25 protein-coding genes, 1 rRNA gene and 1 pseudogene are annotated in these 25,096 nt (G+C 52.9%); 19 read left to right on the forward strand and 8 right to left on the reverse strand.

Features of this window, described 5'->3' with window-relative positions; genetic code table 11:
- The first annotated feature begins 4 nt into the window (after positions 1 to 4).
- The 14 genes and pseudogenes from rseP to tilS all read left to right on the forward strand — a co-directional run bounded on the left by rseP (position 5) and on the right by tilS (position 15,834).
- Positions 5 to 1,357 (forward strand): sigma E protease regulator RseP, encoded by a 1,353-nt coding sequence (rseP, locus tag ACLW56_RS16670; RefSeq protein ID WP_330984862.1) that lies wholly within the window; start codon positions 5 to 7, stop codon positions 1,355 to 1,357.
- Positions 1,358 to 1,387: 30 nt separating this feature from the next.
- Positions 1,388 to 3,787, forward strand: coding sequence for an outer membrane protein assembly factor BamA (gene bamA / locus ACLW56_RS16675; protein WP_330984863.1), 2,400 nt, complete (start codon positions 1,388 to 1,390; stop codon positions 3,785 to 3,787).
- 123 nt (positions 3,788 to 3,910) lie between these two features.
- Positions 3,911 to 4,405, forward strand: coding sequence for a molecular chaperone Skp (gene skp / locus ACLW56_RS16680; protein ID WP_330984864.1), 495 nt, complete (start codon positions 3,911 to 3,913; stop codon positions 4,403 to 4,405).
- A gap of 3 nt (positions 4,406 to 4,408) precedes the next feature.
- Complete coding sequence (gene lpxD / locus ACLW56_RS16685; RefSeq protein ID WP_330984865.1) at positions 4,409 to 5,434, forward strand: UDP-3-O-(3-hydroxymyristoyl)glucosamine N-acyltransferase; 1,026 nt, start codon at positions 4,409 to 4,411, stop codon at positions 5,432 to 5,434.
- 102 nt (positions 5,435 to 5,536) lie between these two features.
- Positions 5,537 to 5,992 carry a 3-hydroxyacyl-ACP dehydratase FabZ gene (gene fabZ / locus ACLW56_RS16690; protein ID WP_007373234.1) on the forward strand — a complete coding sequence of 152 codons (456 nt, stop codon included), beginning with the start codon at positions 5,537 to 5,539 and terminating at the stop codon, positions 5,990 to 5,992.
- 3 nt (positions 5,993 to 5,995) lie between these two features.
- Positions 5,996 to 6,784, forward strand: a complete 789-nt coding sequence (gene lpxA, locus ACLW56_RS16695; protein WP_330984866.1) for an acyl-ACP--UDP-N-acetylglucosamine O-acyltransferase — start codon at positions 5,996 to 5,998, stop codon at positions 6,782 to 6,784.
- A complete protein-coding gene (lpxB, locus tag ACLW56_RS16700; protein WP_330984867.1) occupies positions 6,784 to 7,929 on the forward strand; it encodes a lipid-A-disaccharide synthase in 1,146 nt (381 codons plus the stop codon). The genes lpxA and lpxB overlap by 1 nt, the downstream gene beginning before the upstream one ends.
- Entirely contained in the window at positions 7,926 to 8,525 is a 600-nt protein-coding gene (rnhB, locus tag ACLW56_RS16705; protein WP_330984868.1) for a ribonuclease HII, read from the forward strand. Before lpxB ends, rnhB begins: the two co-directional genes overlap by 4 nt.
- 22 nt (positions 8,526 to 8,547) lie before the next feature.
- Positions 8,548 to 12,030, forward strand: a complete 3,483-nt coding sequence (gene dnaE, locus ACLW56_RS16710) for a DNA polymerase III subunit alpha (RefSeq protein ID WP_330984869.1) — start codon at positions 8,548 to 8,550, stop codon at positions 12,028 to 12,030.
- A 12-nt stretch (positions 12,031 to 12,042) separates the two neighbouring features.
- Positions 12,043 to 13,002 (forward strand): acetyl-CoA carboxylase carboxyl transferase subunit alpha, encoded by a 960-nt coding sequence (accA, locus tag ACLW56_RS16715; RefSeq protein WP_330984870.1) that lies wholly within the window; start codon positions 12,043 to 12,045, stop codon positions 13,000 to 13,002.
- Between the two features lie 264 nt (positions 13,003 to 13,266).
- Positions 13,267 to 13,449: a hypothetical protein gene (locus ACLW56_RS16720; protein WP_330984871.1), complete on the forward strand. Its 183-nt coding sequence runs from the start codon at positions 13,267 to 13,269 to the stop codon at positions 13,447 to 13,449.
- Positions 13,397 to 14,089, forward strand: a pseudogene (locus tag ACLW56_RS16725) (lysine decarboxylase LdcC); the annotation flags it as partial. The gene ACLW56_RS16720 and the pseudogene ACLW56_RS16725, both read left to right, overlap by 53 nt.
- Before the next feature lie 61 nt (positions 14,090 to 14,150).
- Positions 14,151 to 14,540, forward strand: a complete 390-nt coding sequence (locus ACLW56_RS16730; RefSeq protein WP_330984872.1) for a VOC family protein — start codon at positions 14,151 to 14,153, stop codon at positions 14,538 to 14,540.
- Between the two features lies 1 nt (position 14,541).
- The gene (tilS, locus tag ACLW56_RS16735) at positions 14,542 to 15,834 is read left to right on the forward strand and encodes a tRNA lysidine(34) synthetase TilS (RefSeq protein ID WP_330984873.1); all 1,293 of its coding nucleotides are present in this window, start codon (positions 14,542 to 14,544) and stop codon (positions 15,832 to 15,834) included.
- 15 nt (positions 15,835 to 15,849) lie between these two features.
- Here the strand turns inward: tilS and rof are convergent, their stop codons facing one another.
- Together rof and ACLW56_RS16745 are read right to left on the reverse strand one after the other, a co-directional pair.
- On the reverse strand, positions 15,850 to 16,110 hold the full coding sequence (rof, locus tag ACLW56_RS16740; protein ID WP_330984874.1) for a Rho-binding antiterminator: 261 nt from the start codon (positions 16,108 to 16,110) through the stop codon (positions 15,850 to 15,852).
- Positions 16,097 to 16,297, reverse strand: a complete 201-nt coding sequence (locus tag ACLW56_RS16745) for a YaeP family protein (RefSeq protein WP_329699855.1) — start codon at positions 16,295 to 16,297, stop codon at positions 16,097 to 16,099. Before ACLW56_RS16745 ends, rof begins: the two co-directional genes overlap by 14 nt.
- 195 nt (positions 16,298 to 16,492) lie before the next feature.
- Here ACLW56_RS16745 and ACLW56_RS16750 point away from each other — a divergent pair, with 195 nt between their 5' ends.
- Genes ACLW56_RS16750 through nlpE form a run of 3 tightly spaced genes read left to right on the forward strand, consistent with a single transcriptional unit; the run spans position 16,493 to position 18,187 of the window.
- Entirely contained in the window at positions 16,493 to 17,038 is a 546-nt protein-coding gene (locus tag ACLW56_RS16750) for a YaeQ family protein (protein WP_330984875.1), read from the forward strand.
- The gene (arfB, locus tag ACLW56_RS16755) at positions 17,035 to 17,457 is read left to right on the forward strand and encodes an alternative ribosome rescue aminoacyl-tRNA hydrolase ArfB (protein WP_330984876.1); all 423 of its coding nucleotides are present in this window, start codon (positions 17,035 to 17,037) and stop codon (positions 17,455 to 17,457) included. Before ACLW56_RS16750 ends, arfB begins: the two co-directional genes overlap by 4 nt.
- Before the next feature lie 31 nt (positions 17,458 to 17,488).
- Positions 17,489 to 18,187, forward strand: a complete 699-nt coding sequence (gene nlpE, locus ACLW56_RS16760; protein ID WP_330984877.1) for an envelope stress response activation lipoprotein NlpE — start codon at positions 17,489 to 17,491, stop codon at positions 18,185 to 18,187.
- Between the two features lie 53 nt (positions 18,188 to 18,240).
- On the opposite strand, the gene proS is transcribed toward nlpE, so the two are convergent.
- The 6 genes from proS to metN form a co-directional block, all read right to left on the reverse strand.
- Entirely contained in the window at positions 18,241 to 19,959 is a 1,719-nt protein-coding gene (proS, locus tag ACLW56_RS16765; RefSeq protein ID WP_330984878.1) for a proline--tRNA ligase, read from the reverse strand.
- A 112-nt stretch (positions 19,960 to 20,071) separates the two neighbouring features.
- Positions 20,072 to 20,779, reverse strand: coding sequence for a tRNA (N6-threonylcarbamoyladenosine(37)-N6)-methyltransferase TrmO (gene tsaA, locus ACLW56_RS16770; protein ID WP_330984879.1), 708 nt, complete (start codon positions 20,777 to 20,779; stop codon positions 20,072 to 20,074).
- Entirely contained in the window at positions 20,776 to 21,180 is a 405-nt protein-coding gene (rcsF, locus tag ACLW56_RS16775) for an Rcs stress response system protein RcsF (protein ID WP_330984880.1), read from the reverse strand. Before rcsF ends, tsaA begins: the two co-directional genes overlap by 4 nt.
- Before the next feature lie 111 nt (positions 21,181 to 21,291).
- Entirely contained in the window at positions 21,292 to 22,107 is an 816-nt protein-coding gene (metQ, locus tag ACLW56_RS16780) for a methionine ABC transporter substrate-binding lipoprotein MetQ (RefSeq protein WP_330984881.1), read from the reverse strand.
- 42 nt (positions 22,108 to 22,149) lie between these two features.
- Positions 22,150 to 22,803, reverse strand: a complete 654-nt coding sequence (locus ACLW56_RS16785) for a methionine ABC transporter permease MetI (RefSeq protein ID WP_330984882.1) — start codon at positions 22,801 to 22,803, stop codon at positions 22,150 to 22,152.
- Entirely contained in the window at positions 22,796 to 23,827 is a 1,032-nt protein-coding gene (metN, locus tag ACLW56_RS16790) for a methionine ABC transporter ATP-binding protein MetN (RefSeq protein WP_330984883.1), read from the reverse strand. Before metN ends, ACLW56_RS16785 begins: the two co-directional genes overlap by 8 nt.
- A gap of 190 nt (positions 23,828 to 24,017) precedes the next feature.
- On the opposite strand from metN, the gene gmhB reads away from it, so the two are divergent.
- Positions 24,018 to 24,584 carry a D-glycero-beta-D-manno-heptose 1,7-bisphosphate 7-phosphatase gene (gene gmhB / locus ACLW56_RS16795; RefSeq protein ID WP_330984884.1) on the forward strand — a complete coding sequence of 189 codons (567 nt, stop codon included), beginning with the start codon at positions 24,018 to 24,020 and terminating at the stop codon, positions 24,582 to 24,584.
- Positions 24,585 to 24,971: 387 nt separating this feature from the next.
- Positions 24,972 to 25,096: ribosomal RNA gene (locus ACLW56_RS16800) — 16S ribosomal RNA — on the forward strand; the annotation flags it as partial.

Consider the following 25,096-nt stretch of genomic DNA (forward strand, 5'->3'; position numbering starts at 1 on the left):
GTTTATGCTGAGCATTCTCTGGAATCTGGCGGCATTCATTGTTGCACTGGGTGTGTTAATCACCGTGCATGAATTTGGTCATTTCTGGGTTGCTCGCCGTTGCGGCGTCCGCGTTGAGCGTTTTTCGATTGGATTTGGAAAGACGCTCTGGAGTCGCGTGGATAAACGCGGCACCGACTATGTCATCGCCCTTATTCCTCTCGGCGGTTACGTCAAAATGCTGGATGAACGCGTCGACCCGGTTGCGCCGGAGATGCGTCATTACGCTTTCAATAACAAAACCGTTGGCCAGCGTGCGGCGATCATTGCCGCCGGTCCGGTTGCGAACTTCCTTTTTGCTATTTTTGCCTATTGGCTGGTGTTTATCATCGGCGTCCCGGGCATTCGGCCCGTAATTGGTGAAATAACGCCCAATTCGATTGCGGCGGCAGCACAAATTGCACCAGGCACGGAACTTAAAGCCGTAGACGGTATCGAAACGCCTGATTGGGATGCTGTGCGTTTGGCGCTGGTCACCAAAATCGGCGATGATCAAACCACTCTCACCGTTGCCCCTTTCGGAAGTCAGCAGCGTCAGGATAAAATTCTCAATCTGCGTCATTGGGCATTTGAGCCAGACAAAGAAGATCCCGTCGCTTCATTGGGGATTCGGCCACGCGGCGCTCAGATTGAACCGGTGATGGCAGAAGTACAGGCAGACTCAGCTGCACATAAAGCGGGTTTGCAACAAGGCGACAGGATCGTTAAAGTCGATGGTCAGCCGCTGACACAGTGGCTGACATTTGTCACACTGGTGCGAGACAATCCCGGTAAGCCATTGCGGCTCGAGATTGACAGACAAGGTAGCCCCTTGTCTTTAACGCTGATACCAGATACAAAACCCGGTAAAGGGAAAGCTGAAGGGTTTGCGGGCGTAGTACCAAAAATTATCCCGCTGCCCGATGAGTACAAGACAGTGCGCCAGTACGGGCCGTTTGCTGCCATCATTCAGGCCACAGATAAAACGTGGCAGTTGATGAAGTTAACGGTTCAGATGCTGGGGAAATTGATAACCGGTGACGTAAAACTGAACAACCTCAGTGGGCCAATTTCGATTGCTCAGGGGGCTGGGATGTCAGCGGAGTTTGGGTTGATTTACTATCTGATGTTCCTTGCGCTCATCAGTGTGAATCTGGGCATTATCAACCTGTTCCCGCTTCCCGTGCTAGACGGGGGTCATCTGCTCTTCCTGGCGATTGAAAAGCTGAAGGGCGGGCCGGTATCCGAGCGAGTTCAAGACTTTAGTTATCGCATTGGCTCAATATTGCTGGTGCTGTTAATGGGGCTTGCACTTTTCAATGATTTCTCTCGGTTGTAGAGAGAGTGTTAGGAAGAACGCATAATAACGATGGCGATGAAAAAGTTGCTCATAGCGTCGCTGCTTTTCGGCAGCGCGACCGTATACGGTGCTGACGGATTCGTAGTGAAGGACATTCATTTCGAAGGCTTGCAGCGAGTCGCTGTTGGTGCGGCCCTCCTCAGCATGCCAGTGCGCCCAGGCGATACGGTCACTGATGAAGACATCAGTAATACCATTCGCGCCCTGTTTGCCACCGGCAACTTCGAGGATGTGCGTGTTCTGCGTGATGGCGATACGTTGTTGGTGCAGGTCAAAGAGCGCCCAACAATTGCCAGCATCACTTTCTCCGGTAATAAATCGGTGAAAGATGACATGCTCAAGCAGAACCTCGAAGCCTCTGGCGTTCGCGTGGGTGAATCCCTCGACCGCACCACTCTCGGTGATATCGAGAAAGGTCTGGAAGACTTCTACTACAGCGTCGGTAAGTACAGCGCCAGCGTCAAAGCTGTCGTGACTCCGCTGCCGCGTAACCGTGTTGACCTGAAACTGGTCTTCCAGGAAGGCGTTTCCGCAAAAATTCAACAGATCAACATTGTCGGTAACCATGCTTTCAGCACCGATGAGCTGATCTCCACCTTCCAGCTGCGTGATGAAGTACCGTGGTGGAACGTGGTGGGCGATCGTAAATACCAGAAACAGAAACTGGCAGGTGACCTTGAAACCCTGCGTAGTTACTACCTGGATCGCGGTTATGCCCGTTTCAATATCGACTCCACGCAGGTTAGCCTGACGCCGGACAAGAAAGGCATCTACATCACCATCAACATCACCGAAGGCGATCAGTACAAGCTGCAGGGCGTTGAAGTGAGCGGGAACCTGGCAGGGCACTCTGCAGAGATTGAGAGCCTCACCAAAGTTGAGCCAGGTGAGCTCTACAACGGCGCCAAAGTGACCAGGATGGAAGATGACATCAAGAAACTTCTTGGCCGTTATGGTTACGCCTATCCGCGCGTTCAGTCTCAGCCTGAAATCAATGACGCTGATAAGACCGTTAAGCTGCACGTTAGCGTCGACGCGGGTAACCGTTACTACGTACGTAAGATCCGCTTCGAAGGCAACGACACCTCCAAAGATGCCGTTCTGCGTCGTGAAATGCGTCAGATGGAAGGCGCGTGGTTGGGCAGCGACCTGGTCGATTCCGGTAAAGATCGTCTGAACCGTCTTGGCTACTTTGAAACCGTGGATGTCGACACCCAGCGTGTACCGGGCAGCCCGGATCAGGTTGACGTGGTCTATAAGGTTAAAGAGCGTAACACCGGTAGCTTCAACTTCGGTATCGGTTACGGTACTGAAAGCGGCGTGAGCTTCCAGGTGGGTGTTCAGCAGGATAACTGGTTGGGTACCGGCTATTCAGTGGGCATCAACGGGACGAAGAACGATTATCAAACCTACTCCGAGTTTTCTGTGACCAACCCGTACTTTACGGTGGATGGTGTGAGCCTCGGTGGGCGTATCTTCTACAATGACTTTAAAGCGGATGACGCAGACCTCTCCTCGTACACCAACAAGAGTTATGGTGTCGACGGGACGCTGGGCTTCCCAATCAACGAATACAACACCTTGCGTGCAGGTTTAGGGTACGTTCACAACGACTTGTCCAACATGCAACCGCAGGTCGCGATGGACCGTTATCTTGACTCGCTGGGTCAGGGCGACAGTAAAGACGGCTTCTCGGCAGATGACTTCACCTTCAACTACGGTTGGACGTACAACAAACTGGACCGCGGTTTCTTCCCGACGGACGGTTCGCGCGTCAACCTGAACGGTAAGGTGACGATTCCGGGTTCCGATAACGAGTTCTATAAAGTGACTCTGGACACCGCGTCCTACTTCCCGATCGATAACGATCATAAGTGGGTGCTGTTGGGCCGTACTCGTTGGGGCTACGGTGATGGTTTAGGCGGGAAAGAACTGCCGTTCTATGAAAACTTCTATGCCGGTGGTTCAAGCACCGTGCGTGGCTTCCAGTCCAACAACATCGGTCCGAAGGCGGTTTACCTTGGCCCGAACCAGGACAACTGTGGAACCACCAGCACGGGTTACTGTAAGTCTGATGATGCCGTGGGCGGTAACGCCATGGCGGTGGCCAGCGCTGAGCTTATCGTGCCAACGCCGTTTATCAGCGACAAATATGCTAACTCAGTACGTACTTCCGTCTTCTGGGATGCGGGTACCGTTTGGGATACCAATTGGCAAAACACGGCAGAAATGAAAGCCACAGGCGTACCGGATTATGGCGATCCGAGTAACATTCGTATGTCTGCAGGTATCGCATTACAATGGATGTCACCATTGGGGCCGTTGGTCTTCTCCTACGCCCAGCCGTTTAAAAAGTACGATGGAGACAAAGCGGAACAGTTCCAGTTTAACATTGGTAAAACCTGGTAATTGGTCTGTGCAAAGGAATGCTAGTGCAGTGTAGCGATGACATCTGACAATCACTCGCGTGGTTGCATGACTTCGCAAAGAACGGTGCCTTCGGGCACTCATGGGATGGTAAGGAGTTTTATTGTGAAAAAGTGGTTATTAGCTGCAGGTCTGGGTCTGGCAATGGTTACCTCTGCACAGGCTGCAGATAAAATTGCGGTCGTGAACATGGGTAACCTGTTCCAGCAGGTTGCACAGAAGACCGGTGTTTCTGCGAAGCTGGAAGGCGAGTTTAAAGGTCGTGCAAGCGAGCTGCAGAGCCAGGAATCTGATCTGCAGAGTAAAATGCAGCGTCTGCAGCGCGATGGTTCTACCATGAAAGCGAGCGATCGTAGCAAAGCAGAAAAAGACATCATGACTCAGCGCCAGGCTTTCTCTCAGAAAGCTCAGCAGTTTGAGCAGGATCGTGCACGTCGTTCTAACGAAGAGCGCGGTAAACTGGTTACCCGTATCCAGGCAGCAGTGAAGAAAGTGGCTGACGATCAGAGCATTGACCTGGTTGTTGACGCGAATACCGTTGCTTACAACAGCAGCGATATCAAAGACATCACCGCTGATGTGCTGAAACAGGTTAAATAAGTAATGCCTTCAATTCGACTGGCTGATTTAGCTCAGCAGTTGGATGCAGAATTACACGGTGATGGCGATATCGTCATCACCGCTGTTGCGTCCATGCAATCTGCTAAAACAGGCCATATCACGTTCATGGTCAATCCTAAGTACCGTGATCACCTGGCCGCATGCCAGGCTTCTGCTGTGGTGATGACAGCAGAGGACTTACCGTTTGCCAAAAGCGCTGCACTGGTCGTGAAGAATCCCTACCTGACCTATGCACGCATGGCCCAAATTCTGGATACCACGCCGCAACCGGCGCAGGATATCGCTCCCAGCGCAGTGGTCGATGCCACCGCAAAACTGGGGCAAAACGTCTCAATTGGTGCTAATGCGGTTATCGAATCCGGCGTCGTGCTGGGTGATAACGTGCGTATTGGCGCCGGGTGCTTCGTGGGTAAAGACACGAAAATTGGTGCTGGCACCCGCCTGTGGGCGAATGTCTCTGTGTACCATGAGATTGAGATCGGCGAAAATTGCCTGATCCAGTCGAGCACGGTTATTGGTTCTGATGGTTTTGGCTATGCCAACGATCGCGGTAACTGGGTGAAGATCCCACAGCTTGGTCGCGTGATTATTGGCGATCGTGTTGAGATCGGCGCCTGTACAACCATCGATCGCGGGGCGTTAGACGACACCCAGATCGGCAATGGTGTGATCATTGATAATCAGTGTCAGATTGCGCACAACGTGATCATCGGTGACAATACTGCTGTTGCCGGAGGGGTGATCATGGCGGGCAGCCTGAAGATCGGCCGTTATTGCATGATCGGTGGCGCTAGCGTTATCAATGGCCATATGGAAATCTGCGATAAAGTGACAGTGACCGGTATGGGCATGGTCATGCGTCCTATCACGGAACCTGGCGTTTATTCCTCAGGCATTCCGCTGCAGCCGAACAAGGCATGGCGTAAAACTGCTGCGCTGGTGATGAACATTGATGACATGAGCAAGCGTCTTAAAGCGCTTGAACGCAAAAACAGTCAACAAGACTAACATCACACCTTAAGCGCCAAACTTCCCGGCCTGTCTGATTTCTTATAATCTGGCAGGCCGTGTTATTATTGCATTTCAGTATATTTAGACAGGAAGAGTATTTTGACTACTGACACTCATACTCTGCACATTGAAGAGATTCTGGAACTTCTGCCACACCGTTACCCGTTCTTACTGGTCGATCGCGTGCTGGACTTTGAAGAAGGTCGTTTTCTGCGCGCAGTTAAAAATGTCTCCGTAAACGAGCCGTTCTTTCAGGGGCATTTTCCGGGCAAGCCGATTTTTCCAGGCGTGCTGATTCTGGAAGCCATGGCTCAAGCCACCGGCATTCTGGCATTTAAGAGCGTGGGTAAACTGGAACCGGGCGAACTGTATTACTTCGCGGGTATCGACGAAGCGCGCTTTAAGCGTCCTGTTGTGCCTGGCGATCAGATGATCATGGAAGTGACCTTTGAGAAAACTCGCCGTGGGCTGACCCGTTTTAAAGGCGTGGCGCTGGTTGACGGTAAAGTGGTTTGCGAAGCAACGATGATGTGTGCGCGTAGCCGGGAGGCCTGATACGTGATTGATAAAACTGCCTTTATCCATCCTGCTGCCATTGTGGAAGACGGTGCCGTTATCGGTGCTAACGCTCACATTGGTCCGTTTTGTATTGTGGGCCCTAACGTCACGATTGGCGAAGGGACCGTACTGAAGTCTCATGTGGTGGTGAATGGTCACACGACCATTGGCCGCGACAATGAAATTTATCAGTTTGCTTCCATCGGGGAAGTTAACCAGGATCTCAAATACGCTGGCGAACCGACTCGTGTGGAGATTGGCGATCGCAACCGCATCCGCGAAAGCGTCACCATTCATCGCGGCACAGTACAGGGCGGTGGATTGACGAAGGTAGGCAGCGATAACCTGCTGATGATCAACGCCCATGTGGCGCATGATTGCACGGTCGGTAACCGCTGCATCCTCGCCAACAACGCTACGCTTGCGGGTCACGTCTCTCTGGACGACTTTGTGATTGTCGGTGGCATGACCGCTGTCCATCAGTTCTGCATCATTGGTGCGCACGTGATGGTAGGCGGCTGTTCCGGCGTTGCACAGGACGTTCCTCCATACGTCATCGCTCAGGGCAACCACGCCACGCCTTACGGTGTTAACATCGAAGGGCTGAAGCGCCGCGGATTCACCAGAGAAGCGATCATTGCCATTCGCAATGCGTATAAACTGTTGTACCGCAGCGGTAAAACGCTGGAAGAAGCCAAACCGGAAATTGCTGAGCTTGCCGCGCAGCATCCTGAAGTGAAAGCGTTCTATGACTTCTTCGAACGCTCTACGCGTGGTCTGATTCGTTAATGGCTGAACGTCCGCTAACGATTGCCCTTGTCGCCGGAGAAACCTCCGGCGATATTCTTGGGGCAGGCCTCATTCGCGCCCTGAAAGCCCGCATTCCCAACGCTCGTTTCGTCGGGGTTGCCGGGCCACGTATGCAAGCTGAAGGCTGTGAAGCCTGGTACGAAATGGAAGAGCTGGCGGTGATGGGCATTGTCGAAGTGCTCGGTCGTTTGCGACGTCTTCTGCATATCCGTGCAGACTTAACTCGCCGTTTTACCGAACTCAAGCCAGACGTTTTCGTCGGCATTGATGCGCCTGATTTCAACATTACCCTTGAAGGTAATCTGAAGAAGAAGGGTATCAAAACCATTCATTACGTCAGCCCGTCTGTCTGGGCCTGGCGCCAAAAACGTGTTTTCAAAATTGGCAGAGCCACTGATTTGGTGCTCGCGTTTCTGCCTTTCGAAAAAGCGTTTTATGACCGATTCAATGTTCCTTGCCGCTTCATCGGCCATACCATGGCAGACGCCATGCCACTGGATCCCGATAAAAACGCCGCACGAGACACGCTGGGCATTGCCCATGACGTTCACTGCCTTGCGCTGCTGCCAGGAAGTCGTGGCGCAGAAGTGGAAATGCTCAGCGCAGATTTCCTTAAAACGGCGCAATTGTTGCGAAATCACTACCCTGATCTGGAAGTAGTGGTTCCCCTGGTGAACGCCAAACGTCGTGAACAGTTTGAGCGCATTAAAGCGGAAGTCGCGCCGGACTTACGTGTCCATATGCTGGATGGCATGGGCCGTGAAGCGATGATCGCCAGTGATGCGGCGCTGTTAGCCTCAGGCACGGCTGCACTCGAATGTATGCTGGCGAAGTGCCCGATGGTTGTGGGTTATCGCATGAAGCCCTTCACTTTCTGGCTGGCGAAGCGTCTGGTGAAAACCGACTATGTTTCGCTGCCGAATTTGCTGGCGGGCCGGGAACTGGTTAAAGAACTTTTGCAGGATGAGTGTCAACCGCAGCAGCTTGCCGAAGCGTTGTTGCCGCTGTTGGCCGATGGCAAAACCAGCCACGCTATGCATGACACCTTCCGCGAACTGCATCAGCTGATTCGCTGCAATGCCGATGAGCAGGCAGCCGACGCGGTGCTGGAGTTAGCACAATGACAGACGTATTTATCTATCCGCATACCCCTCTGGTTGCGGGTGTTGACGAAGTTGGACGCGGCCCTTTGGTCGGCGCGGTGGTGACTGCTGCGGTGATCCTCGATCCTGCTCGTCCCATTGTGGGTCTGAATGACTCCAAAAAACTGAGTGAAAAACGCCGACTGGCGCTGTTCGACGAGATCAAGGAAAAGGCGCTGAGCTGGAGTCTGGGTCGCGCTGAGCCGCATGAAATCGACGAACTGAATATTCTGCACGCCACCATGCTGGCGATGCAACGCGCGGTAGCCGGTCTGCATATTCAGCCTGAATATGTCCTGATCGACGGTAATCGCTGCCCGGCACTGCCAATGCCTTCCATGGCTGTCGTGAAAGGCGACAGCCGTGTAGCTGAAATTAGCGCTGCCTCGATTCTGGCGAAAGTCTCCCGCGATGCGGAAATGGAGGCACTGGACCAAACTTTCCCTGAGTATGGCTTTGCTCAACATAAGGGATATCCAACGGCTTTCCATCTGGAAAAGCTGGCTCTGCATGGCGCCACCGAACATCACCGGCGCAGTTTCGGGCCTGTTAAACGCGCTCTGGGCAGTGTTGCCTGATTAAGTAAAGCGGGATCTGAAGATGGCTGAACCACGTTTCGTACACCTGCGGGTGCATAGCGACTACTCCATGATTGATGGGCTGGCGAAGACCGGGCCGCTGGTGAAAAAGGCGGCCGCGCTCGGCATGCCTGCACTGGCGATCACCGATTTCACCAACCTCTGCGGTCTGGTGAAGTTTTACGGTGCGGGGCATGGCGCGGGTCTTAAGCCAATCATTGGCGCGGATTTTCACGTTCAGAGTGAGTTGCTGCCCGATGAGCTGACTCAGTTGACGGTGCTTGCCGCCAACAATGAAGGCTACCAGAATCTTACCTTGCTGATTTCTCGCGCTTATCAGCGTGGCTATGGGGCGCAAGGGCCTTACATCGACCGAGACTGGCTTGTTGAGCTGAAAGAGGGTCTGATCCTGCTGTCTGGCGCGAAGATGGGCGATGTTGGCAGAGCCTTGCTGCGTGGCAATCAGGCGCTGGTTGAGCAGTGCGTTGCATTTTATGAAGAACATTTCCCGGATCGCTATTTCCTTGAACTGATCCGTACCGGGCGTGTGGATGAAGAGTCTTATCTGCATGCGGCGGTGAAACTGGCCGAAGCGCGCAGTCTGCCCGTGGTGGCGACCAATGATGTGCGCTTTATCGATGCCGGTGATTTTGACGCCCATGAAATTCGCGTTGCGATTCATGACGGCTTCACCCTTGACGATCCAAAACGCCCGCGCAACTACTCGTCACAGCAGTACATGCGTACTGAAGAAGAGATGTGCGAGCTGTTTTCCGATATCCCGGAAGCGCTGGCGAACACCGTTGAGATAGCCAAGCGCTGTAACGTCACCGTGCGTCTGGGTGAATACTTCCTGCCGCAGTTCCCGACGGGCGACATGACCACCGAAGATTTCCTGGTCGTGAAGTCGAAAGAAGGTCTGGAAGAGCGTCTTGAGTTCCTGTTCCCTGACCCTGCCGTACGCGCTGAAAAACGCCCTGAATATGACGAGCGTCTGGACATCGAACTGCAGGTTATTAACCAGATGGGGTTCCCGGGTTACTTCCTCATCGTGATGGAATTTATCCAGTGGTCGAAGGATAACGGTGTGCCGGTAGGCCCGGGCCGTGGTTCTGGTGCGGGCTCATTGGTGGCCTATGCGCTGAAAATCACCGATCTCGATCCGCTGGAGTTCGACCTGCTGTTCGAACGTTTCCTTAACCCGGAACGTGTTTCGATGCCTGACTTCGACGTCGACTTCTGCATGGAGAAACGCGATCAGGTTATTGAGCACGTCGCGGATATGTACGGGCGAGAAGCGGTATCTCAGATCATCACCTTCGGGACCATGGCGGCGAAAGCGGTTATCCGCGACGTAGGCCGCGTGCTGGGCCATCCCTACGGTTTTGTGGATCGTATTTCCAAGCTGGTGCCGCCAGATCCGGGCATGACGCTGGCCAAAGCGTTTGAAGCTGAACCGCAGTTGCCGGAAATTTACGAGGCTGACGAGGAAGTTAAGGCGCTTATCGATATGGCGCGTAAGCTTGAAGGCGTCACCCGTAACGCCGGTAAGCACGCCGGTGGCGTGGTTATCGCCCCAACGAAAATCACCGATTTCGCACCGTTGTACTGCGATGAGTCCGGGAACCATCCGGTCACTCAGTTTGATAAGAACGATGTGGAATACGCCGGGCTGGTGAAGTTTGACTTCCTCGGTCTGCGAACGCTCACCATTATCGACTGGGCGTTGAAAATGATTAACCCTCGTCGGGCAAAACAGGGGCTGGAGCCGATTGATATCGCTGCCATCCCGCTCGACGACAAGAAAAGCTTCGACATGCTGCAGCGCTCGGAAACCACCGCGGTCTTCCAGCTTGAATCCCGCGGCATGAAAGACCTGATTAAGCGTCTGCAGCCCGACTGTTTCGAAGATATGATCGCCCTCGTGGCCCTGTTCCGCCCGGGCCCTCTGCAATCGGGGATGGTAGATAACTTTATCGACCGTAAGCATGGTCGTGAAGAGATCTCCTATCCGGATGTGCAATGGCAGCACGAAAGCCTGAAGCCTGTGCTGGAGCCGACCTACGGCATTATCCTGTATCAGGAACAGGTCATGCAGATTGCTCAGGTGCTTTCTGGTTATACCCTTGGCGGCGCGGACATGCTGCGTCGTGCAATGGGTAAGAAAAAACCGGAAGAGATGGCCAAGCAACGCGGCACCTTCGAAGAGGGCGCGATCCAGAACGGCGTCGACGGCGAGCTGTCGATGAAAATCTTCGACCTCGTAGAAAAATTCGCTGGTTACGGTTTCAACAAATCCCACTCCGCGGCTTATGCGTTAGTTTCTTACCAGACGCTGTGGCTGAAAGCCCACTATCCGGCCGAGTTTATGGCAGCGGTAATGACCGCGGATATGGATAACACTGAGAAGGTCGTGGGCCTGGTGGATGAATGCTGGCGCATGGGGCTCAAAATCCTGCCGCCGGATATCAACTCCGGGCTGTATCATTTCCACGTCAACGATGACGGCGAGATTGTTTACGGCATCGGCGCAATCAAGGGCGTGGGTGAAGGCCCGATTGAAGCTATTCTGGAAGCGCGTAACAACGGCGGTTACTTCCGCGAGCTGTTTGACCTCTGCGCACGCACCGATATCAAGAAACTGAACAAACGCGTGCTTGAGAAGCTGATTATGTCCGGCGCTTTTGACCGTCTTGGTCCGCATCGCGCCGCATTGATGAATTCGCTTCCTGATGCGCTCAAAGCCGCCGATCAACATGCGAAAGCCGAGGCGATTGGCCAGGCCGACATGTTTGGCGTATTGGCAGAAGAACCCGAACAAGTAGAACAGTCTTACGCCAACTGCATGCCATGGCCAGAGCCCGTGGTACTGGAAGGCGAGCGTGAAACATTGGGTCTGTACCTCACCGGTCACCCGATTACGCAGTATTTAAAAGAGATTGAGCGTTACGCTGGCGGCGTAAGGCTTAAAGATATGCATCCGACCGATCGTGGTAAAATGACCATGGCGGCGGGGCTTGTTATTGCCGCAAGGGTTATGGTCACCAAGCGCGGCAATCGCATCGGCATCTGTACGCTGGATGACCGTTCCGGGCGTCTGGAGGTGATGTTATTCACCGACGCACTGGATAAATACCAGCAATTGCTGGAAAAAGACCGCATACTTATCGTCAGCGGACAGGTCAGCTTTGATGACTTCAGCGGGGGTCTTAAAATGATGGCCCGTGAAGTGATGGATATTGACGAAGCCCGGGAAAAATATGCTCGCGGGCTTGCTATCTCGCTGACGGACAGGCAAATTGATGACCAGCTTTTAAACCGTCTCCGTCAGTCTCTGGAACCCCACCGTTCGGGAACCATTCCAGTACATCTCTACTATCAGAGGGCGGATGCACGCGCGCGGTTGCGTTTTGGCGCGACCTGGCGTGTTTCTCCGAGCGATCGTTTGTTGAACGATTTGCGTGGCCTCATTGGGTCGGAGCAGGTGGAACTGGAGTTTGACTAATACAGGAATACTATGAGTCTGAATTTCCTTGATTTCGAACAGCCGATTGCAGAGCTGGAAGCGAAAATCGATTCTCTGACGTCTGTTGGCCGTCAGGATGAAAAACTGGATATTAACATCGACGAAGAAGTGCATCGTCTGCGTGAAAAAAGCGTAGAACTGACGCGCAAAATCTTCGCCGATCTCGGTGCATGGCAAGTTGCTCAGTTGGCTCGCCATCCGCAGCGCCCATACACCCTGGATTATCTGCGTCTGGCGTTTGACGAATTTGATGAACTGGCAGGCGACCGCGCCTACGCTGACGACAAAGCGATCGTCGGCGGTATTGCGCGTCTGGATGGGCGTCCGGTGATGATCATTGGTCATCAGAAAGGCCGTGAAACCAAAGAGAAGATTCGCCGTAACTTCGGCATGCCAGCACCTGAAGGGTATCGCAAAGCGCTGCGCCTGATGGAAATGGCTGAACGCTTCAACATGCCGATCATCACCTTCATCGACACCCCTGGCGCATACCCGGGCGTTGGCGCGGAAGAGCGTGGTCAGTCTGAAGCGATTGCCCGCAACCTGCGCGAAATGTCTCGCCTGAAAGTGCCGGTTATCTGCACCGTGATCGGTGAAGGTGGTTCCGGTGGCGCACTGGCGATTGGTGTGGGTGATAAAGTGAATATGCTGCAATACAGCACCTATTCCGTTATCTCTCCGGAAGGTTGTGCTTCCATTCTGTGGAAAAGCGCCGACAAAGCGCCGCTGGCTGCAGAAGCGATGGGGATCATTGCCCCACGCCTGAAAGAGCTGAAGCTTATCGATACCGTTATCCCGGAACCCCTGGGTGGCGCGCACCGTAAGCCAGAAGTGATGGCACAAACGCTGAAAGCGCAACTGCTTGCAGATCTCGCGGATCTCGACGTGCTGAGCAAAGAAGACCTGCTCAACCGCCGTTATCAGCGTCTGATGAGCTACGGTTACGCGTAAGCGTAAAGAGTGCTCTGAAAAAGCCACACATCGTGTGGCTACAATGCGGTGAAAAACGTTATTCTGATAAAGAGCGAACAGATATCGCCCAATAAAAAATCAGGAAAATCAATTTATTGATTTTCGGCTGATAACCACAAAGAAGGAAAAACCACGCTTTTTCCTTCTTTGTTAGCAAGACTAAGCCACGCACCGCGTGGCTTTTTTTATCTCTGCAATTCAGCTGCGCTATGATTAGCTAAGGTTTTTTTCCAGGAGGAACGCGTGAATATTATCGCCATCATGGGGCCACACGGGGTCTACCATAAAGATCAGCCGATTCAGGAGCTGGAAGCCGCACTGGCTCAGCAAGGATTCAAAACCATCTGGCCGCAAAATAGCGCCGATCTGATTAAATATGTTCCTGGACCCGGTAAAGGTAACTATCCTGACGCCGGGTATGGATGAACAGGGCACGATGAGCGAAGAGGGGATCCCCGCCGCGCTGGTGGCGAAATTCCTTGATGAACGCGGCGTGGTGGTCGAAAAAACGGGGCCGTATAACCTGCTGTTCCTGTTCAGCATAGGGATCGACAAAAAGCGCGCCATGGGCCTGTTGCGTGGGCTGACCGAGTTTAAACGGGCTTACGATCTGAATTTACGTGTCAAAAACATGCTTCCCGATCTGTATGCTGAAGATCCTGATTTCTACCGTAATATGCGCATTCAGGATCTGGCGCAAGGGATCCACAAGCTTATTCGTCAGCACCAGCTTTCGTATCTGATGTTACGTGCGTTTGATGTGTTGCCTGAAATGAAAATGACGCCACATCAGGCGTGGCAGCGGCAGAGCAAAGGTGAAGTCGAAACAATAGAGATCGAGCGACTGGTGGGTCAAGTCTCAGCCAATATGATCCTGCCTTATCCACCAGGCGTGCCGTTGCTGATGCCGGGTGAAATGATCACTGAGGAGAGTCGGTCTGTGCTGGATTTCCTGCTGATGCTCTGTTCTATTGGGCGGCATTATCCGGGCTTTGAAACTGACATTCACGGTGCAAAACGCGATGAAGATGGCGTCTACCGGGTACGAGTCTTAAAAGAGGCCTGAGGACTTGCGCCAGTCGGCCTGGCGCGGGTAACGTGCTGCGGACACATTTTAAGGAGCAGACATGCTGGGTTTAAAACAGATTCACCATATTGCCATCATCGCCAGTAACTACGCCGTGAGTAAGGCGTTTTATTGCGACATCCTGGGCTTTACGCTGCAAAGCGAGTTTTATCGCGAAGAGCGGGATTCGTGGAAAGGCGATTTGGCCCTCAATGGGCACTATACCATTGAGCTGTTCTCTTTCCCGTTCCCGCCAGCACGTCCGTCACGCCCGGAATCCTGTGGTCTGCGCCATCTTGCCTTTAGCGTTGATGATCTTGATGCTTCCGTGGCGCATCTCGAAAGCCAGGGTGTGAAGTGCGAAGCGATTCGGATTGACCCTTTTACCGACCGCCGCTTCACGTTTTTCAACGATCCGGACGGGTTACCGTTGGAGTTGTATCAGCAATAATATGAGCCTGAATTCTGTCGCCAGTGCATTGGGCGCCCATTCGCACGTTCTTGTCGCCTTCAGCGGTGGTCTTGATTCTACGGTGCTTTTGCATCAATTAACCCACTGGCGAGAGCAGACGCCGGGTGCGACGCTGCGCGCAGTGCATATTCACCATGGGTTGAGCGCCAATGCCGACGGTTGGGTTGAGCACTGCCAGCTGATTTGCGCGCAATGGCAGATTCCGCTGGAAGTCGTCCGTGTCACGCTGGCGCAGAAAGGACTGGGCATTGAAGCTCAGGCTCGTGAGGCGCGTTACGAAGCCATTCGCCAGACATTGCAGCAAGATGAAGTTCTGGTCACCGCTCAGCATCTTGACGACCAGTGCGAAACGCTGCTGCTGGCACTCAAGCGTGGCAGCGGCCCAGCAGGGCTATCGGCGATGGGTGCGGAGTCTGATTTTTACGGCACCAGGCTTATTCGTCCTTTGCTGGCAGAAAGCCGTGAAGCGCTTGAGCGGTGGGCGAGAGAGCATCACCTGAGCTGGATTGAAGATGAAAGCAATCAGGATGACGACTACGACCGCAATTTTCTGCGGTTGCGCGTGTTGCCTTTGCTGAATGAGCGCTGGCCGCATTTCTCTCAGGCAGTTTCCCGGAGCGCGCAGCTTTGCGGCGAGCAGGAGCAACTTCTGGATGATCTGCTGGCAGAAGAATTGAGCACACTGCGCGGTAAAGAAGGGCAGCTAGCGATAGAACCGATGCTGTCGATGAGTGCGGCACGTAGAGGTGCGCTGTTGCGGCGCTGGCTGGCTCAGCACCAGGCCGTGATGCCATCCCGCGAAATGCTTGAGCGTTTGTGGCGTGAAGTGGCACTCGCTCGTGAAGACGCGAATCCTCAGGTGAGATTAGGTGAGTTCGCTGTCCGCCGTTATCAGCAACAACTATGGTGGGTGCCAGTTTCTGCCCCGACTCCTCAGGAATGGCCCGATATCACGCAACCGCTGCGCTTATCAGGGGATGAGGAACTGCGTCTGATTAGCGGGCAAGACATCCGCAAACCTGCGCCGGATGAAAGTGTCAGCGTGCGTTATACCGCTAGCGGTACGTTGCATATCGTGGGGCGCAATGGTGGGCGCAAGCTGAAAAAAATCTGGCAGGAGTTGGGGGTAGCGCCATGGCTGCGAGAAACCACGCCGCTGCTGTTTTATGGTGAAACCTTGATTGCGGCGGCGGGGTATTTTGTCACTCTGGAAGGAAGATGCCCGGAAGGGGAGCCCGGGTTGCAGATGGTGAGGCAGAGAAAAGGGCAGTGAGACTGCCCTTAAACGTTACTCTTCGCTTACCACCACAGTCCCGATTTCGGGGTGGCTAAAGCTCGCAATTTTGTCGAGCCGCAGTTCGCGTTGATCGCCCGAAACCTCGACGACCAGATACTCGACATTTTTACGTGAGACTAAGTCACTGGCTTTCGCCTTCAGTACTTCGCCGTCTTTCAGCTCCAGCGTTAACACAAGATGGTGCTGGCAGGCGAGTTCAAGATTGTCATAGTCATCACAATTGATGGGTTGATAAGACTCATTCGTTGACATAATCGCTCACCAGTAAGTTTGCCGCCGCATAGGCCGCTTTTTCCCTGACCGACTCTGAAATCGCATCATCCGCCGCCACTTCATTCAATACTTTTAGCACACAGCCCAGTGCATCCGGAACGTATCCTAAGTCTCCACTGGCTATTTCCGCATACCGCTTGCGTATTAACTCACAATATTTTTCCACATGCCCTCCTGTCAGCGTTCTGACTCAACTGTGGGATGCAAGTTTAAGCCTACGAAGATAAACTCTGTTTAGCAAGGTGACTATACCATACTCATTTAAGCAATATCAGCAGGATGAGCCTTCTGACAGTGAATTGGCGACAGCCTTTTCGCGCTGATTTCGGTACAATGGCGGCCAATTTTCAGGAGTGAAATCATGGCGCTGAAAGCGACAATTTATAAAGCGGCAGTGAATGTTGCCGATCTCGACCGAAATCAGTTCCTCGATGCAAACCTGACGCTGGCCCGCCATCCTTCAGAAACGGAAGAACGGTTAATGCTGCGTCTGCTGGCATGGATCATGTATGCCGATGACCGTTTACAGTTTACCCGTGGGCTGAGCGCCGATGATGAGCCGGAAGTCTGGCAGCTCAACGATCATCTGGGCGTGGATCTGTGGATTGAACTGGGGTTACCGGACGAACGCCGTGTGAAGAAAGCCTGTTCGCGTTCACAACAGGTCGCCTTATTCGCCTATAACAGCCGGGCGGCAGAAATCTGGTGGCAGCAGAATCAGGCCCAGTTATCCGGGTTCAGGAATTTGACCATCTGGTATTTTGACGACACAACTCTGGCACAGTTCACTGCCTTCGCCGCCCGTAATATGACCCTGCAGGCAACGCTGCAAGAGGGGACGCTCTGGCTATCTGACTCTCAGAATAATCTGGAAATTGTCCCTGTTAACTGGAAACAGGTGCAATGATTGTTATCTCTCGGCAGGTGACGATTGCCGATGAAGAGGTGGAAATTAGTGCGATACGTGCGCAGGGCGCGGGTGGACAGCACGTGAATAAAGCCTCTACGGCGATTCATCTGCGTTTTGACATCCGGGCCTCAAGCCTGCCAGAGTATTATAAAGAGCGTATGCTTGCCGGCAGCCACCATTTAATGACCGCCGAGGGCGTGATCATTATTAAAGCGCAGGAATACCGTAGTCAGGAAATGAATCGTGAAGCGGCGATTGCCCGTCTCGTTTCTGTTATTCAAACGCTTACGGCGGAGCAAAAGCCACGCCGGGCGACGCGGCCAACCCGGGCTTCAAAAGAGCGACGACTGGCAGCAAAAACGCAAAAATCTTCAGTCAAAGCGATGCGGGGAAGAGTTAAACACTCCGGTGACTGAGCAACAGCATTGACAGCATAAGGACATTAAGGTGAAGAAAGTACTGGTCGCCCTGGCGGCAATGGGCATTCTTTTTGCGTTACCGGGGTGTAATAACCGTTCTGATGAACAAACGTTGAAGCCTGGAGCGGAAGAGTCTTTGCAGCCGATGCAGCAAAGCTGGCGCGGTGTTTTACCTTGCGCAGACTGCGAAGGCATTGAGACTTCCTTGTTCCTCGCTAAAGACGGAACCTGGGTCATGAATGAACGTTATCAGGGCGTGGCACGTGAGCTTTCTTCGTTTGGTTCTTACGGCACCTGGGCGAGAACAGCAGAAAAGCTGGTGCTGACCGACAGCAAAGGCGAGAAGTCTTACTACCGCGCGAAAGGCGATAAGCTGGAAATGCTGGACAGAGAAGGCAATCCGATTGTTTCGTCACTGAACTACACGCTGGAGCCAGTTAAATCGAGCCTGCCCGTGACTCCGATGGCGATGCGAGGCATGTACATCTACATGGCGGACGCGGCTACCTTCACTGATTGTGCAACGGGTAAACGTGTTGCCGTAGCGAACAATGCGCAACTGGAACGTGATTATGCCGCTGCACGTGGCAGTGAGACCAAACCAGTATTGCTGACGGTAGAAGGGCATTTCACGCTCGAACCAAACCCAGATACCGGCGAGCAAGTGAAAACGTTGAAGACAGATAAAGACGCGAAATTCATACCAGGAAAAGAGTGCGGTAACTGATATACCTACTCTCTGAGCAGAAAAAAGGCCTCGCATTGCGAGGCCTTTGTTTTTTAGCCTTTGATGGCTTTGACCAGGAAATCGAGCACATCTCCGGTCTTAATCATCTGCTTGTCACCATTGCGACGGTATTTGTATTCGATATCGTCGCTGTCGAGGTTACGGTCACCAATCACCACGGTATGTGGAATACCGATCAGTTCCATATCAGCAAACATCACGCCTGGACGCTCTTTACGGTCATCCATCAGCACTTCGATGCCCTGCGCACGCAGTTCCGCATACAGTTTTTCTGCCAGTTCCTGCACACGGTAAGATTTGTGCATGTTCATTGGCAGGATGGCTACCTGGAACGGCGCAATGTTGTCAGGCCAGACGATGCCACGCTCGTCGTGGTTTTGCTCAATGGCAGCAGCCACAACGCGAGTGACCCCGATACCGTAGCAACCCATCGTCAGCGTCTGGTTACGGCCATCTTCACCCTGCACAGCCGCTTTCAAGGCTTCAGAGTATTTGGTGCCGAGCTGGAAGATATGGCCCACTTCGATACCGCGTTTGATAAGCAGAGTACCGTTACCGTCCGGGCTTGGATCGCCAGCCACCACGTTACGGATATCGGCCACTTCTGGCGTTGCTGCGTCACGATCCCAGTTGATGCCAAAGTAGTGTTTCCCGTCAATGTTTGCGCCAGCAGCAAAATCGCTCATTGCGGCTACAGTACGGTCAATCACCACGGGAATTGGCATGTTCACCGGGCCAAGAGAACCTAGGCCTGCATTGACGATCGCGCGAATTTCAGCTTCGGTGGCGAAGGTCAGCGGGCTGGCTACCTGTGGCAGTTTCTCCGCTTTGACTTCGTTCAGCTCGTGGTCGCCACGAACCAGCAGGGCAACCAGCGGGAAAGCGCTATCTTCAACTGCTTTAACCAACAGCGTTTTGACTGTTTTCTCAATCGGCAGATTGAACTGCTCAACCAGCTCTGCGATGGTTTTCGCATTCGGCGTGTCGACCAGCGTCATTTCCTGAGTGGCAGCCGCGCGAGGCTCTTTCGGCGCGAGTGCTTCAGCAAACTCAATGTTTGCGGCGAAGTCAGAGGAATCAGAGAAGATAACATCATCTTCACCGCTGGACGCCAGCACCTGGAATTCATGAGAGGCGCTACCGCCGATGGAACCGGTGTCCGCCTGAACTGCGCGGAAATCCAGACCCATGCGGCTGAAGATTTTGCTGTATGCGGTATACATCGCATCATACGTTTCCTGCAGGGATTCCTGAGACGTATGGAAGGAGTAAGCATCTTTCATGATGAATTCGCGGGAACGCATCACGCCAAAGCGCGGACGAACTTCATCACGGAACTTCGTCTGGATCTGATAGAAGTTCAGCGGCAGCTGTTTGTAAGAGCTGAGCTCGTTACGAATGAGATCGGTGATCACTTCTTCATGCGTTGGGCCGAGAACAAATGGACGATCGCCACGGTCTGCAATGCGCAGCAGCTCCGGGCCGTACTGTTCCCAGCGACCGCTCTCCTGCCACAGCTCGGAAGGCTGCACCACAGGCATTAACACCTCGATGGCACCGGCGTTGTCCATCTCTTCACGCACGATGTTTTCGACTTTTTTCAGGACGCGCATGCCGGTCGGCAGCCAGGTGTACAACCCGGAAGCGAGCTTGCGAATCATCCCGGCGCGCAGCATCAGCTGGTGGCTGATAACCTCGGCGTCGGCAGGTGTCTCCTTCAGAGTGGAGAGCAAGTATTGACTAGTACGCATGTTATTACGGTTCCATTTGAACGATCGGAACAGGCAGGTAGCCCTGCCTGATACAAAAAAAGTGGTTTAGTTTATCAGCCTGGCAGAGATGCCAAAAGAGAGGAGGAGAAAATTAGCGAGCTTCCAGGGCAAAGACTTCGAACCCGCTCTCCGTGACGCGCCAGCGCACGTTAAAATCATGTAACCAGACGGCGTAAGTTTTCCCTGTTTCTTCCCCTTTGCGATAGGCCGGACGTGGGTCCTGGGCCAGCACATCCTGAATAAAAGCCCGAAGATGCGGGTAACGTTTTTCAAGTTGTGGAAAGAGGATTTCAAGCTCGGCAGTGAAGCTGACATCAACGGCAGCGACAGGTGCCTGCTGCGCGTAGCTTGCCTGAGCATCAGGTAACGCTTCAGCGAAAGGCAGATAAGGTTTGATATCCACCACCGGCGTGCCGTCGACCAAATCCAGACTACCCAATTGCAAAATGACCTGATCTTTCTGGCAGCGAATGTCTTTCAACTCGACCAGCGACATGCCAATGGGATTGGGGCGAAACGTGGATCGCGTGGCAAACACGCCCATCCGGGCATTTCCACCCAGGCGAGGAGGGCGTACGGTTGGGCGCCAGCCACCTTCCATCGTCTGATGAAAGACAAATAAAACCCAAAGGTGGCTGAACTCTTCCAGACCACGAACCGCATCGGCCTGGTTATAGGGCGCAATCAGATGGAGCTCGCCGTTGCCGTGTTGCACCAGCCCGGGCTGACGCGGTACGGCAAATTTCTCTTTATACGGCGAGCGGATAACGCCTATCTGCTCAAAGGAAAAACCACTCATTGCGCCGAAACGTTGAGGGCGGAGCCTAGGCAAACGGCCTGGCGGTAGCAACCTGGTGTGCCGCTGGTCACTTCACAGCTGTGCAGCAGGACGGCATTAGCCTTCATTTTGGCTGCATTGATTTGCAGACGTTTACGCGCTGTAGGAATGTTTGGAGGGGAATCCTGATTTGAGGCCTGGCAGGATTCGCCACTGACCTCACCGATATCGCGGAACGGTTTACCGACCAAATCTTCTGCGTTAGTAATAATTCTTACGGGAACCGGACGCGTCGCTTTCGGTTTAGCCGGTTCAGTTTTCGCAGGCGTTACGGTGCTTTGTACGGGTTCGACAGGGGATCTGTTAAACATGGAGCAACCGCTCAGAATGAGCGCCAGAAAACAGATCGGTAAAGCACGCATAATTATTCCTCAACACTGTAGAAAACCGGGGGGAGCCATTGAATCAGTTGACCGCACAAATAACAAGACGGGCATAAAGCCCGTCCTGAATGATATTACTTTGTGAAAAGATTACCAGCCTTTAACCGCGCCACCGTTGAAGATCTTGTTAGCGGCTTCATAGACTTCGTCTGACTGATAAGCTTCAACGAATTTCTTCACGTTTTCCGCGTCTTTGTTGTCTTCACGGCTCACGATCAGGTTAACGTAAGGGGAGTTTTTGTCTTCAACAAAGATGCCGTCTTTCACTGGAGTCAGGCCAATCTGGCTTGCGTAAGTGGTGTTGATAACGGCCAGAGCAATTTGCGCGTCGTCCAGAGAACGCGGCAGCTGTGGGGCTTCCAGTTCAACAATTTTCAGATTTTTCGGGTTCTCGGTCACGTCAAGAACGGTTGGCAGCAGGCCAACGCCATCTTTCAGTTTGATCAGGCCCACTTTCTGCAGCAGCAGCAGGGAACGGCCGAGGTTAGTCGGGTCGTTAGGCACAGCAACCTGAGAGCCCGGCTGCAGCTCGTCCAGAGATTTGATTTTCTTGGAGTAGCCCGCGATTGGGTAAACGAAGGTGTTACCGACCGGAACCAGCTTGTAGCCGCGATCTTTAATCTGCTGATCCAGATAAGGTTTGTGCTGGAAGGCGTTAGCATCGATATCGCCTTTGCTCAGTGCTTCGTTCGGCAGGACGTAGTCGTTGAAGGTGACCAGCTCAACGTCCAGACCATATTTCTCTTTTGCGACTTTCTGAGCGACTTCAGCAACCTGCTGTTCAGCCCCCACGATCACGCCGACTTTAATGTGGTTCGGGTCTTTTTCATCCTGACCGCAACCCACCAGTGCCAGAGAACCAATCAGGGCACCCACTGCCGCAAAGGTTTTAAACTTGAACGCCATTTTGTTTCCTTAAACTCTTAGAGTTGTCTGTTGTGTGTAACGTTACTTGTGAGTGACAGCCCGGACGATGCGATCGCCGGAGAACTGAATGAGATAAACCAGAACCACCAACAATACCAGCACGGTATTCATCACTGTGGCGTTATAACCAATGTAGCCATACTGATAACCAATCTGGCCCAGACCACCGGCACCCACCGCTCCGCCCATTGCAGAATAACCGACAAGAGTAATCAGAGTGATGGTGGCGGCGTTAACCAGACCCGGAAGCGCTTCAGGCAGCAGAACTTTACGAACGATCTGCATCACTGTTGCACCCATGGCGCGTGAGGCTTCAATCAGACCCGTTGGGATTTCCAGCAGGGCATTTTCCACCATACGAGCGATAAACGGTGCTGCGCCCACAGTCAGAGGCACAATTGCTGCCTGCAGACCAATAGAAGTGCCGACAATTACGCGAGTGAACGGAATCATCCACACCAGCAAAATAATGAACGGAATGGAACGGAAAATGTTAACCAGCGCGGAGAGCGTGCGGTACAGCTTCACGTTTTCCGCAATCTGACCCGGACGAGTAACATAAAGAAGCACGCCCACCGGCAGGCCGAGAACGAAACCAAAGAAACCGGAAACGAAGGTCATCGCCAATGTTTCCCAGACGCCGCGCGCCAGCAACCACATCATCGGCTCAGACATAACCCAGTACCTCTACTTTCACATGGCGTTCCTGCAACCAGCTAATTGCCGCTTGCGTATCTTGTTGTGTGCCGTGCATTTCGGTCAGCATGATGCCGAACTTCACGCCGCCGGCGTAATCCATCTGCGCGCTAATAATGTTGTTGTTCACATTGAAGCGTCGCGCCGTTTCGGACAGCAGTGGCGCATCAACGGACTGACCGGTGAACTCCATGCGAAGCATCGGTACGCTGTCGGCCTGCTGTTCAGGCTTCATGCGTGCCAGATAATCTTCCGGAATATCCAGATGCAGGGTGGATTGAATGAACTGTTGAGCCAGCGGTGTCTTCGGATGAGAAAACACTTCACTCACTGTGTCTTGCTCAATCAACTGGCCGTTGCTGATCACAGCAACACAATCACAGATGCGTTTAACCACATCCATTTCATGAGTGATAAGCAGAATGGTCAGGCCGAGACGACGGTTAATGTCTTTCAGTAATTCCAGAATCGAGCGAGTCGTTGCCGGGTCCAGTGCGCTGGTGGCTTCATCACACAACAGCACTTTTGGATTGCTTGCCAGCGCACGGGCGATGGCCACACGCTGTTTCTGGCCGCCTGACAGGTTCGCCGGGTAGCTATCGTGCTTATCCGCAAGCCCAACCAGCTCCAGCAGTTCGGTCACACGACGCTTAATTTCATCTTTTGGTGTGTTATCCAGCTCAAGCGGCAGAGACACATTGCCAAACACGGTACGTGAAGCCAGCAGGTTGAAGTGCTGGAAGATCATGCCAATCTGACGACGGGCTTTGGTTAACTGTGATTCAGAAAGGGCGGTCAGGTCCTGACCGTCAACCAGAACGCTTCCCTGGGTTGGGCGCTCAAGTAAATTGACGCAACGAATCAGGGTGCTTTTACCTGCACCTGATGCACCGATGACGCCATAAATTTGTCCGGCAGGAACATGCAGGCTGACATCATTCAGTGCCTGAATCGTTCTGTGACCCTGCTGGAACACTTTGGTGATATTCGAAAGTTTTATCATTAGCTATTTATTATCGTATGGAGTTTTGCCGTGGCATTTTCTGCTGTCGCAGTGGTGCGATGACCGTTAATGAAATGGATGTTAAGGCATCCAGACGTCTAAATCAATCGGAGGCCGACGATAATGAGCACTTTCTTGCCGCAGGAAACATGAGATACTAAGCGGACATGCCTTATTCAGGAGTAAACCGGTGGCTAAAACCGTTCCCGCTATTTTTCTCGACCGTGATGGCACCCTTAATGTTGATCATGGTTATGTGCACGAAATTGACGAATTTGAATTTATTGATGGCGTGATTGACGCCATGCGCGAACTGAAAGAGATGGGCTATGCGCTGGTGGTGGTGACCAACCAGTCCGGCATTGCCCGCGGCAAGTTTACTGAAGCGCAGTTTGAAACATTGACCGAATGGATGGACTGGTCGCTGGCCGATCGTGGCGTGGATCTCGACGGCATCTATTACTGTCCTCACCACCCACAAGGCACAGTGGAAGAATTCCGCCAGGTTTGTGATTGCCGTAAACCGCATCCAGGCATGCTTATCTCTGCTCGTGACTTCTTACATATAGATATGGCCGCTTCCTTTATGGCTGGCGATAAAGTTGAAGATATGCAGGCAGCCGCCGCCGCGGGCGTTGGCACTAAAGTGCTGGTACGTACCGGCAAGCCAGTAACGGAAGAAGCCGAAAAAGCAGCAGATTGGGTGATTGATAGCCTGTCAGCCCTGCCAGCAGCCATCAAAAAGCAGAATAAATAAGCGTTGAGGCGAAAAGATGAGCGGTTGAAATAAAAATGCATTTTTCCGCTTGTCATTCCTCGGCAGCTCCCTATAATGCGCCTCCATCGACACGGCAGATGTGAATCACTTCACACAAACAGCCGGTTCGGTTGAAGAGAAAAAATCCTGAAATTGAGGGTTGACTCTGAAAGAGGAAAACGTATTATACGGGACCTCGAAACGGTGTGCGAAAGCCGCGTTTCAACTGCTCTTTAACAATTTATCAGACAATCTGTGTGGGCACTCAAAGTGACATGGATTCTTAACGTCCTCGGACGAAAAATGAATACCAAGTCTTATGAGTGAACACGTAATTCATTACGAAGTTCTTTTCTTTAGAAATAAAGAATCATGAGCATCAAACTTAAATTGAAGAGTTTGATCATGGCTCAGATTGAACGCTGGCGGCAGGCCTAACACATGCAAGTCGAACGGTAACAGGAAGCAGCTTGCTGCTTTGCTGACGAGTGGCGGACGGGTGAGTAATGTCT

This window comes from Pantoea sp. sgz302252 (assembly GCF_047713085.1).
In the GTDB taxonomy this organism is placed as follows: Bacteria; Pseudomonadota; Gammaproteobacteria; order Enterobacterales; family Enterobacteriaceae; genus Scandinavium.